The sequence below is a fragment of the Arthrobacter sp. ZBG10 genome (assembly GCF_001238605.1).
Lineage (GTDB): Bacteria > Actinomycetota > Actinomycetes > Actinomycetales > Micrococcaceae > Arthrobacter.
Genome location: NZ_LFQH01000041.1, coordinates 1 through 11058 on the forward strand (window position 1 = coordinate 1; position 11058 = coordinate 11058).

Below are 11058 nucleotides of genomic sequence, written 5' to 3' on the forward strand. Positions count from 1 at the left end.
GCAGTGGTTCCCGAGCCCGCCACGGAGCCCGCGCCTGCCTTGGCGCCCGAACCGGCTGCAACTCCCGAACCGGCTGCAGAGCCTGAACCGGTTGTAGTTCCTGAACCCGCTGCAGCCGCCGCCCACGCCAATGCCCAGGACGAGGCCGAATGGGAAACGCAGTGGTCGGAGGCCAGCCCTGCGGCCGGCTCGGAAGCAGCGGGCAGCCCCGCGCCCGAAGTCCCGGTAAGCGTGGCGCCGGAAGCAACACCCACCCACCATTCCGAATACACGGACCCGCACTCGCCCACGCTGCCCGGAGCAGAGTCCGGCGCAGGCGAGGATGCGGCACCGGATGCAGCCCCACCGGCAGCCGCCGCAGGAACAGTCCGGCCCGACGCGGCCGCCGCAGAGACGGCCGACAGGACAGCATCCTCGGCACTGGTGGAAAACGGAGCCAGCCACCAGCAGGCCGCCGGCGGGCCGTACGGCGAAGGATCAGCAGCTGCCGCCGGCGACGGCACCGGCCCCGGCGGTTTCACCGTCAAGGGGGATGGCGCTGCCATGACCTACTACGAAGAGGGACACCCTGAATATGAGGACGCTGCCGCCAGTGTCTGGTTCGAATCCCCCGCCCACGCGGAGGCTGCCGGTTTCCGCGCACCCCGGCGCCGCCGGCTCTAAGCCGCCACGGCTGCCGGCCGTCCTGGCCGGGCTGGCCTGGCTGGCCTGCAGCCTGTCACTTGTCCTGGCGGGGTGCACCAACACCACTGACAACCGGCCCACGGGCAGCAGCACCGTCCCACCGGCCACAGCCGGCTGGTCGCCTGTTGTCGCGGAACGCCTCACTGTGGGACTGCAGACCCCGTGGGCTGCAGTTTTCCTGCCGGACGGGACGGCACTCATCTCTGAGCGCGACAGTGCCAGGCTCAAGGCCGTCCGCAACGGCGCCGTCACCGTGGTGGGCCAGGTTCCCGGCGTTGCCGCCGGCGGGGAAGGTGGCCTGCTGGGCCTTGCCCTCTCCCCCGGTTTTGCCGCCGACAGGTACCTCTACCTCTACCTCACGGCTGCCGAAGACAACCGGGTGGTCCGGGCGCGGGTGGAGGAAACGGCCGACGGCGGGCTGGCCCTGGGTGCCCCGGAGGCAGTTTTCACCGGCATCCCCAAAGCCGGCACGCACAACGGCGGCCGGATCCGCTTTGGTCCTGACGGCTTCCTCTACGTGGCCACAGGCGACTCCCAACGTCGGGACCAACCACAGGACCCCAATGCCCTGGGCGGGAAAATCCTGCGCCTGACCGCCGACGGACAACCGGCGCCGGGAAATCCTTTCGGCAACGCCGTGTACAGCCTGGGGCACCGCAACGTCCAGGGCCTTGCCTGGGACGGCTCGGGGCAACTCTGGGCCAGCGAGTTCGGTCCGGACAAGGATGATGAGCTGAACCTGATCCTCCCGGGCGCAAACTACGGCTGGCCCGAGGTCACCGGGGCACCGCAACGGCAGGGGTTCCAGGACGCGAAGGCCGTGTGGCCCAGCACTGCGGAGTCCTCGCCCAGCGGCCTGGAAATCATCGGATCGACGGCCTACCTGGGGGCACTGCGCGGGCAGCGGTTGTGGACCGTTCCGCTTGAAGGCAACGCGGCGGGAGATCCTGTGGCCCATTTCACACGGGAGTACGGCCGGATCAGGGATGTTGTGCGGGCGCCGGATGGACGCTTATGGCTCCTGACCAACGGCCAAAACCCTGATTTTGTGCTGATTCTGGCGCTCCAGGGCTGACCCGGGAGCTGCTCCGGACGCCGATTTCACATGCACCGGAAGTTCGTGTAGAGTTTCATGTCGTTGCGGAGATCAACCGGGAAAGAAAAGCCCGGAAAGATCAAGGCAAAGAAGATGCACCTCTAGCTCAATTGGCAGAGCAATTGACTCTTAATCAATGGGTTCCGGGTTCAAGTCCCGGGGGGTGCACCACTGGGAAAACAGCCTCCGGCTTGCGGAAACGCAAACCGGGGGCTGTTTTGTTTGTGCCTACAGCTGCCCGGCAGGCTGCCGGCCAGTCGACGGTCCGGGCACAAAAAAGCGGCCACAGCCCATGAGCTGCAGCCGCGCGCTTCCGGCTCCAACGGCCGGCCAGCAGGACGTTACGGCGTGTTGTCCACCAGCGCAGCGGTACTGGGCGCCACAGCGAACTGGCTGGCCAGTTCGCGGACCACTGCCTGAAGTTCCTGGCGGAGTACATCCGGGTCAATGGAGGCTGAGGCCAGGACGGAGCGTTCCATCTCAACTGCGGCGGAGACGGCTTCCTTGCCACGGTCCGTCAGCGAAACCACGTGGCTGCGGCGGTCCGAGGTGCTGCGGACCCGCACGATATGCCCGTGCGACTCCAGCCGGCTCAGCGTTTTGCCCATGGTCTGGGCCTGGACCCGGACGTATTGTGCAAGCTGGGCCTGCGTCATGGGGCCTTGCGCGTCCAGAACCTCAATGGCGATGACACCGGCGTGCGTCAGGCCGATGGCCGCGAGTTTCTCGTTCCATGAGTGTTCAACGAGGCGCGCGGCAGTGGACAAGAGGCGCCCCGTGGGCCAGTGATCCATATCAGGCATGGAATCAAGTATAACCAACCAGGGATTAGCACTGTCCCCCACCCGTTACTAGGCTGGTGTGTCCCGCACGCGACAAGGAGATAAACAGTGGCTGAAAGACTGACTGCCGGCGACAACGCGCCCGGCTTCACCCTCAAGGATTCCACCGGCAAGGACACGGCGCTGGCCCCCCGGCCCGGCCGGAACACCATCGTCTACTTCTACCCGGCGGCAGCCACACCAGGCTGCACCAAGGAAGCCTGCGACTTCCGCGACAGCCTGGCCTCCCTCCAGTCCGCGGGCTATGACGTACTGGGCATCTCCCCCGACCCGGTCGCCAAGCTGGCGGCTTTTGTCGATAAGGAAGGGCTGACCTTCCCGCTGCTCTCCGACGCGGATCACGCGGTTGCCGAAGCCTACGGCGCGTGGGGCGAGAAAAAGAACTACGGAAAAACCTACGAAGGACTGATCCGGTCCACCGTGGTGGTGGACCCGGACGGGAAGGTATTGGTGGCCCAGTACAACGTCCGTGCCACGGGCCACGTCGCCAAGCTGCGCAAGGACCTGAAGATCGATTCCTGACACGTCGCGGCGGCCGGACACACTACTGCCGCGACGCTACAATGGAACGAAAGCCTCCACCGTCCTGCATTGCACCGCCTGTTGCGGCTAATGGAATTCGGTGGGAGGGCAAGCGCGAGTGGTGAAATTGGCAGACACGCAGGATTTAGGTTCCTGTGCCTTCGGGCGTGGGGGTTCAAGTCCCCCCTTGCGCACACAATGTAAAAGGTCCTCCCGGCAATGTGCCGGGAGGACCTTTTGGTTTAACTTCCATCGCCTGGCCGCCGGCGGGATGGGGATGCCGCGGAATCACGGCCCTGACGGCCCATGGCGGCGGCGTATTCCGTGTTTGAAAAAAAGATTTGGAAATCCACCCATCCCTCTCGGCACAGCTGCCGAATACCCATTGAGACACCGGCCGAGGGGCAGGTGCCCACCAGCCAGATAAACCCGGCAGGGAAACTTCATTTCCTTTCCCGGAAAATGCAATAAACCAAGGAGAAACCAAAATGCAGACCATTAAGCGCACAACTTTCACCGTCGCAGGCGTTGCTGCTGCAGCTCTGCTCAGCCTGACGGCATGTGGTGGAACCAGCACCCCGGCCGCCTCCTCTGCACCGGCGGAGTCGCCGTCCTCGATGGCCACCAGCATGGCACCGTCACCGTCGGCGTCATCGTCGGCCAGCGCCGACACGATGGATCCGGCAGCCAACCTGGTGGGCCCCGGTTGCGCCGGTTACGCCGCACAGGTTCCCACGGGTGCCGGCTCCGTTGAAGGCATGGCCCTTGATCCGGTCGCTGTTGCCGCCTCCAACAACCCCATCCTCACCACCCTCACCGCTGCCGTCTCCGGCAAGCTGAACCCGAAGGTGGACCTGGTGGACACCCTCAACGGTGGCGAATTTACGGTCTTCGCACCGGTGGATGACGCCTTCGCCAAGATCGACGCCGCCACCATCGAAACACTCAAGACCGATGATGCCCTGCTCAGCAAGATCCTGACCTACCACGTTGTTCCCGGCCAGATCACCCCGGACAAGATCGCCGGCACCCACGCCACGGTCCAGGGCGGATCCGTCACGGTTGCCGGCAGCGGCGACGCCCTGACGGTCGACGGCGCCAACGTGATCTGCGGCGGCGTCAAGACCAAAAACGCCACCGTTTACCTCATCGACTCGGTGCTGATGCCCAAGTAAGTCCCGGCCACCTTCGGAACTGCAGCATCACTGAAGCCGGGTCCACTCGCTGGAGTGGACCCGGCTTTGCTGCGCCCGGCGCCGTTCCCCACCTCCGAGGCAGCGGCGGCACCTTCTACTAGACTGGGGTCCGGCCCGCACATCGCGGAGCCGGCAAATCCAGAGGTGATAAACGAGTGCCCAGCAGTACTTCCCGGCGGACGGTGATCAAAAGCGGCGCCCTCCTCCTGGCACTGGGTGTGACCGGATGCACGGGCGTCCCGTCCCCGTCGCCGTCGTCGGGTTCCCCCAGCTCCGCCGCTGCCGCTGAACCCGGCGCCACCTTCAACTTCGGCACGGCCGCGCAGCCCCTGGGGCTCGACCCCGCATTATCCAGCGATGTTGAGTCGCAGCGCATCACCCGCCAGATCCTCGAAGGCCTGGTGGGCGTGGACCAGACCACCGGCAAACCAACGCCCCTGCTCGCCACCGAGTGGACCGAATCCAACGAGGGCCGGACCTACACCTTCAAACTCCGCGGCGGTGTCACGTTCCATGACGGCACACCCTTTGACGCGGAAGCCGTGTGCACCAACTTCAACAGATGGTTCGCGTTCTCCCCGGACCTGCAGCGGCAGGCGCCCGGCAGCTCGTTCAAGGGTGTTTTCAAGGCCCACGCCGATGAACCGGATCTGTCCATCTTCAAAAGCTGCACGGCCCTGGCAGCGGACACCGTGCAGCTGGACCTGACCCAGCGGTTCACTGCGTTCCTGCAGGCCCTGACACTGCCCGCGTTCGCCATCGCGTCCCCCGCTGCCCTGGCCGCCGGCAACGCCAACGTCCTGGACCGGCAGAAAAGCGGCCAGCCGCTGTCTGCCTTCGGCACCAACCCTGTGGGTACGGGCCCGTTCAGCCTCAGCAGCTGGGACGAGGGCAGCGTTACCCTGGTCACCAATTCCTCCTACTGGGGGGACCGCGGCCAGATCGGCACCATCAATTTTATGGCCTACGACCACCCGCAGACCCGCCTCCAGGCATTGCTGGACGGCAAAATCGACGGCTACGACGCCGTGACCGTGGGCAACTTTGACCAGTTGGTCAAGCGCGGCAAGCAGATCGTCCAGCGCGATCCGTTCTCTGTGATGTACGTGGGCATGAACCAGGCAGTCGGCATCCTGGCAAACCTCAAAGTCCGCCAGGCGATCGAGCTGGCCATCGACAAGGAGACCCTGATCCGCAGGTTCTTCATCGACAACACGGCCAAAGCCACCCAGTTCGTGCCGCCCAAAATCAGCGGCTTCAACAACAACGCACCGGAACTTGGGCACGACCTTGCCAAGGCCAAGCAGTACCTGAAGGACGCAGGCTACGCCGGGGAAGAACTGAAGTTCTACTACCCCTTGAACGTCACCAGGCCCTACCTCCCCACGCCGGAAAAGGTGTACGCCGAGATCAGCCGGCAGCTGACCGCTGCCGGCTTGAACATCCGGCCCGTTCCCGTGGAGTGGTCCGAGGGCTACCTCCAGAAGGTCCAGTCCCCCGGCGACCATGCCCTGCACCTGCTCGGCTGGAACGGCTCCTATTCGGACGCGGAAAACTTTGTTGGACCCCTGTTCGGGGAGAAGAACGGCGAGTTCGGCTATCAGGACCCGCAGGTCTTCTCCAAGATCAACAGGGCCCGCAGCATGCCCGAGGGGGAGGAACGGGATGAGCAGTATCACACCATCAATGACCAGATCGCTGCGACGGTCCCGGCCGTGCCCATCGCCTTCCCCATCTCCGCCCTGGCCCTCTCGGACCGTGTGGTCAGCTATCCGGCGTCCCCTGTCTTAAACGAAGTTTTTACAAAGGTCCAACTGAAGCCTTGACGCGCTGCCCCAATTTCAGTATGTAGGCAGACCGGGGATATTCTGTGACAGCCAGAGCCGCTGCAATCGGAGACTGATCGTGACTTTCATTTCCAAGACCCACCATGCCGACGTTGTCCTGATCGGCGGTGGCATCATGAGCGCCACGCTCGGGGCATTCATCAAGCAGCTGGAACCCAATTGGACCGTTTCGCTGTTTGAACGCCTGGACGAGCCGGGGCTGGAAAGCTCGGATCCGTGGAACAACGCAGGCACCGGCCACGCCGCCCTCTGCGAACTGAATTACTCGCCCGCGGCCAAGGACGGTTCGGTGAGCCCGTCGAAGGCGCTGGTCATCAACGAACAGTTCCAGCTGTCGCGGCAGTTCTGGTCCCATCTGGTGGACCAGAAGCTGATCGGCTCCCCCAAGGGCTTCATCAACACCGTGCCGCATATGAGCTTCGTGATCGGCGAGGACCACACCAAATTCCTGAAGACCCGCTATGAGGCGTTGAAGCCGCACCCGCTCTTCCGCAGCATGGAGTACTCCGAGGACCACGCGCAGATCGCCAAATGGGCACCGCTGATCGTCAAGGGCCGCGACCCGAAGCAGCGCGTTGCCGCAACCCGTGCGGCCGAGGGGACCGACGTCGACTTCGGTGCACTCACCCGTGAGCTGACCACGTACCTGGGGAACAACGGCGTCGAAATCAACTACGGCCATTCCGTCACCGGGATTTCCAAGGCGTCCGACGGCGGCTGGGACCTTTCGCTGAAATACCCCAAATCCGGGGAACACAGCAAGATCCACGCCAAGTTTGTGTTTGTGGGCGCCGGCGGCGGCGCACTCCACCTCCTGCAGGCCTCCGGGATCCCCGAGAGCAAGGGCTACGGCGGGTTCCCCGTCTCCGGCCAGTTCTTCCGCTGTACCGATGAGGACATCGCCGCCCAACACAGCGCCAAGGTGTACGGGCAGGCCTCCGTAGGCGCCCCGCCCATGTCCGTCCCGCACCTGGACACCCGGTACGTCAACGGCAAGCGCTCCCTGCTGTTCGGCCCGTACGCCGGTTTCTCCACCAACTTCCTGAAAAACGGCTCGTACCTGGACCTGCCCCTGTCCATCCGGCCCAGCAACATCATTCCGATGCTGGCCGTGGCCAAGGACAACATGGACCTCACCGCCTACCTGGTTAAGGAAGTGGCCAAGCGCCACGGCGACAAGGTCGAGGCCCTGCGCGAGTACTACCCCGAAGCCAAGGACGGCGACTGGGAACTGATCACCGCCGGCCAGCGTGTACAGATCATCAAGAAGGATCCACAGAAGGGCGGCATCCTCCAGTTCGGTACTGAAGTGATCGCCGGCCGCGACGGCTCCATCGGCGCCCTCCTGGGTGCCTCGCCCGGAGCCTCCACCGCTGTTCCCATCATGATCGAACTGCTGCAGAAGACGTTCCCCAAGAACTTCAAGGGCTGGCAGGGCAAGCTCAAGGAAATGATGCCCGGCTACGGCGTCAAGCTTGACGAGAACCCGGAGCTCGCCGCCGAACTCGAGCTGGCCACGGCGTCCTCGCTGCAGCTGGAAGGCGTTTCCGCCGGCCGCTGACCCCAGGTCAGCGCAGGTACCGCAGGGTCCGTTCCCGTTCCCCAACCCACAGGAGACCATGCGATGTTCCGGCTGGCGCACCTTTCACTTGCAAACCGGGCCCTGATCGCACTGATCACCGTTTTCGCCTCCGTCTTCGGCGTGCTGACCATGACGTCGCTGAAGCAGGAACTCATTCCATCAATTGAGTTCCCGCAGATCACGGTGCTGACGGCCATGCCCGGGGCCTCGCCGGAGGTGGTGGACAAGCAGGTAAGCGGCCCGCTGGAAACCGCCCTGAACGGGGTGGAGGGCCTGGAATCAACATCCTCCACCTCCCGCAATGGTGTGTCCCAGATAAGCCTGGTGTTTACGTACGGGTCGAACCTGGACCGGGCCCGGAACCAGATCGACAGGGCCATCTCCAACGCCAAGCGGTCCCTGCCGGACGATGTCCAGCCCCAGGCCATTGCGGGCAGCATCAGCGACTTCCCCATCGTGTTCCTGGCCGTCTCCTCGGACAAGTCCCTGAGCGAGCTCAACGCCGACCTGCTGCGGCTGAGCGTACCCCGGCTGCAGAAGATCGACGGCGTCCGTGGCGCCGACGTGACCGGCGGCGCCACCCAACACATCGAAATCCTGCCCCGGCAGGATGACCTGGCCGCTGCGGGCGCGGGAATCACCGCCATCCGGGACGCCCTGGCGAACAACGGGGCCCTGGTACCCGTGGGGACCGTCCAGGAGCAGGGCAAGACCCTGTCCCTGCAGATCGGCAGCCCGGTGGATTCCCTGGACGCCATCAAGGCGCTGCCGCTCTCCGGCGCCAAGGGTGCTGCCACCATCGGTACGGTGGCGGACGTGTCCTTGAAGGATGACGAGCGCACCTCCATCACCCGGACCAACGGTGCCGAAACCCTTGCCGTCTCCGTCACCAAAAAACCCGAGGGCGACACTGTGGGCATCTCCCACGCTGTCCGCGACACCCTGGCGGACCTTGAGGCCGAACTGGGCTCCAATGCCAAGTTCACGCCTGTGTTTGACCAGGCGCCCTTCATCGAAAAGTCCATCAAAGACCTCACCACCGAAGGCCTGCTGGGCCTGGGGTTCGCGGTGGCTGTCATCCTGGTGTTCCTGATGTCGGCACGCTCCACCCTGGTGACTGCGGTGTCCATCCCGCTCTCGCTACTCATCACCTTCATTGGCCTGTCGGCCACCGGCTACTCCCTGAACATCCTGACCCTTGGCGCCCTCACCATTGCCATCGGCCGGGTGGTGGATGACTCCATCGTGGTGATCGAGAACATCAAACGTCACCTGAGCTACGGCGAGGAAAAGGTCACGGCGATCCTGACCGCCATCCGGGAAGTGGCCGGGGCCATCACCGCCTCAACCCTGACCACAGTGGCGGTGTTCCTGCCCATCGCCTTTGTGGGTGAGCTCGCCGGCGAGCTGTTCCGGCCCTTCGCCCTGACGGTCACCATGGCGCTGCTGGCTTCCCTGCTGGTGTCCCTGACCATTGTCCCCGTCCTGGCTTACTGGTTCCTGAAGAATCCAGGCGCCGCTGCCGTGGGTGCCGTGGCCGGCTCACCAACGGCCCGTACACAGGCAGCCGAGGCACGCGGCAAGGCGCTGGAGAGCGAACAGCGCAGCAGGCTCCAACGCGGCTACCTTCCCATCCTGAACAAAACCCAGAAACACCCCGTCATCACGCTGGTGGCGGCCGTCCTGGTCCTGGGCGCCACCGGCGCCATGACGCCACTGCTGGCCACCAACCTGCTGGGCAACTCCGGCCAGAACAGCCTCACTGTCCGGCAGGTGCTCCCCGCCGGCACCAGCCTGGCGGAAACCAGCGCGGCGGCCATCCGGCTGGAGACGGTCCTCCGGGGCATCGACGGCATCAAGGATGTCCAGGTCACTTCCGGCAACGCCACCGCCGGTTTTGCCGCCCTGACCTCCAGCGGGTCGTCCAATTCCACCTTCACGGTGGTCACCGACGAGAAAGCCGACCAGGAGCTGCTGCAGGAGACGGTCCGCTCCGAACTCACACAGGTCCCCGATTCCGGCAAGGTCTCCGTGGGCACCCAGCAGGGCGGGTTTGGCACGTCCTCCACCGTGGACATCACCCTCAAGGCCGCCACCACGGCGGACCTGCAGGCCGCCAGCGACGCGATGGTGGCGGCAATGACGGGTGTGCCGGGAACCAGCGAAGTGGCAACCAACCTTGCGGCCAGCCAGCCGGTGGTGCAGGTGAAGGTTGACCGCACCAAAACCGTTGCAGCCGGACTGAACGAGGAACAGGTGGCCGGCGTCCTCGCCGCTACCATCAGCCCCGTCCCCGCCGGCGAGGTGCGGATCGACACCAACGATTTCCCGGTCCGGATCGGCCAGGGCACCAAGTTCACCAGCATCGATGCCGTCCGGAACATTCCCCTGCCGGCGGGCCCCGGAACGGTGACCCTGGGCAGCGTGGCAGCCGTGGAGCAGGTGGACGTGCCGGTTTCCATCACCGCCAGCAACGGGCAGCGGACCGCGCGGGTGTCCGTGACGCCGTCGGGATCCAACCTTGGTGCCGTGAATACCGAAGTCCAGGCCCGCCTGGCCGATGTGCAGCTTCCCGCCGGGGTGACTGCCGAAATCGGCGGGGCCACCACCCAGCAGGCCGAATCATTCCAGCAGCTGGGGCTGGCACTGCTCGCCGCGATCGCCATTGTGTACGTGATCATGGTGGCCACGTTCAAGTCGCTGATCCAGCCGCTGATCCTGCTGGTCTCCGTTCCGTTTGCCGCCACCGGCGCCGTGGCGCTGCTGCTCCTGACGGGGGTCCCGCTGGGGTTGCCGTCGCTGATCGGCATGCTGATGCTGGTGGGCATTGTGGTGACCAATGCGATTGTCCTGATCGACCTGATCAACCAATACCGCCAGCCACGCGACGGCCGGCCCGGAATGAGCGTGGCCGATGCCATCACGCACGGTGCCCGGCAGCGGCTGCGGCCCATCCTGATGACGGCCCTGGCTACCGTCTTTGCGCTCACGCCCATGGCCGTGGGGCTCACCGGCGGCGGCGGCTTCATCTCGCAGCCCCTTGCCGTGGTGGTGATTGGCGGGCTCATCTCCTCCACCGCGCTGACCCTCGTCCTTGTCCCGGTGCTGTACCGGCTGGTGGAAGGCCGACGGGAAAGGAAACAGTTGCTGAAGGACCTCCGCCAGCGGCCGGACTACCGGGCGGGCGCCCGTGTGGACAATGAATTCAATGACTGGACCACCGGTATGGTGCCCAAGGTCAGCGGCCGCCGGGCGGCCCCCGGCAGCCCCGAATAGCGGCGGGAACCAA

At 65.2% G+C, this 11058-nt stretch carries 8 protein-coding genes and 2 tRNA genes; 9 read left to right on the plus strand and 1 reads right to left on the minus strand.

All coding sequences use genetic code 11. From position 1 onward, the window contains the following. From ACU18_RS19925 to ACU18_RS10470, 3 genes are all read left to right on the plus strand, one after another. Window positions 1-663: sunset domain-containing protein (locus tag ACU18_RS19925; RefSeq protein ID WP_442853707.1), on the plus strand; the 663-nt coding region annotated here is incomplete at its 5' end. A 22-nt stretch (window positions 664-685) separates the two neighbouring features. Then, the gene (locus ACU18_RS10465) at window positions 686-1759 is read left to right on the plus strand and encodes a PQQ-dependent sugar dehydrogenase (protein WP_442853708.1); all 1074 of its coding nucleotides are present in this window, start codon (window positions 686-688) and stop codon (window positions 1757-1759) included. 116 nt (window positions 1760-1875) lie between these two features. Beyond that, a tRNA-Lys gene (locus ACU18_RS10470) sits at window positions 1876-1951 on the plus strand. Between the two features lie 170 nt (window positions 1952-2121). Here ACU18_RS10470 and ACU18_RS10475 read toward each other — a convergent pair. Then, window positions 2122-2574 (minus strand): MarR family winged helix-turn-helix transcriptional regulator, encoded by a 453-nt coding sequence (locus ACU18_RS10475; protein ID WP_050685493.1) that lies wholly within the window; start codon window positions 2572-2574, stop codon window positions 2122-2124. 96 nt (window positions 2575-2670) lie between these two features. Between ACU18_RS10475 and bcp the strand changes: the two genes are divergently transcribed. From bcp to ACU18_RS10505, 6 genes are all read left to right on the plus strand, one after another. Continuing rightward, the gene (bcp, locus tag ACU18_RS10480; protein ID WP_050685494.1) at window positions 2671-3144 is read left to right on the plus strand and encodes a thioredoxin-dependent thiol peroxidase; all 474 of its coding nucleotides are present in this window, start codon (window positions 2671-2673) and stop codon (window positions 3142-3144) included. 112 nt (window positions 3145-3256) lie between these two features. After that, window positions 3257-3338 (plus strand) — tRNA-Leu (locus ACU18_RS10485). Between the two features lie 294 nt (window positions 3339-3632). Continuing rightward, a complete protein-coding gene (locus tag ACU18_RS10490; RefSeq protein WP_050685495.1) occupies window positions 3633-4319 on the plus strand; it encodes a fasciclin domain-containing protein in 687 nt (228 codons plus the stop codon). Between the two features lie 176 nt (window positions 4320-4495). Then, complete coding sequence (locus ACU18_RS10495; protein ID WP_197273560.1) at window positions 4496-6166, plus strand: ABC transporter substrate-binding protein; 1671 nt, start codon at window positions 4496-4498, stop codon at window positions 6164-6166. Between the two features lie 79 nt (window positions 6167-6245). Further along, entirely contained in the window at window positions 6246-7748 is a 1503-nt protein-coding gene (locus ACU18_RS10500; RefSeq protein WP_050685496.1) for a malate:quinone oxidoreductase, read from the plus strand. Window positions 7749-7811: 63 nt separating this feature from the next. Continuing rightward, window positions 7812-11045, plus strand: coding sequence for an efflux RND transporter permease subunit (locus ACU18_RS10505; RefSeq protein WP_050685497.1), 3234 nt, complete (start codon window positions 7812-7814; stop codon window positions 11043-11045). Window positions 11046-11058 lie beyond the last annotated feature (13 nt).

What these genes read in the sequence shown, in the direction of transcription:
- ACU18_RS10475 (WP_050685493.1), bottom strand. Translation starts at nt 2,574, where the DNA reads ATGGATCACTGGCCCACGGGGCGCCTCTTGTCCACTGCCGCGCGCCTC.
- ACU18_RS10505 (WP_050685497.1), top strand. Translation starts at nt 7,812, where the DNA reads ATGTTCCGGCTGGCGCACCTTTCACTTGCAAACCGGGCCCTGATCGCA.
- ACU18_RS10490 (WP_050685495.1), top strand. Translation starts at nt 3,633, where the DNA reads ATGCAGACCATTAAGCGCACAACTTTCACCGTCGCAGGCGTTGCTGCT.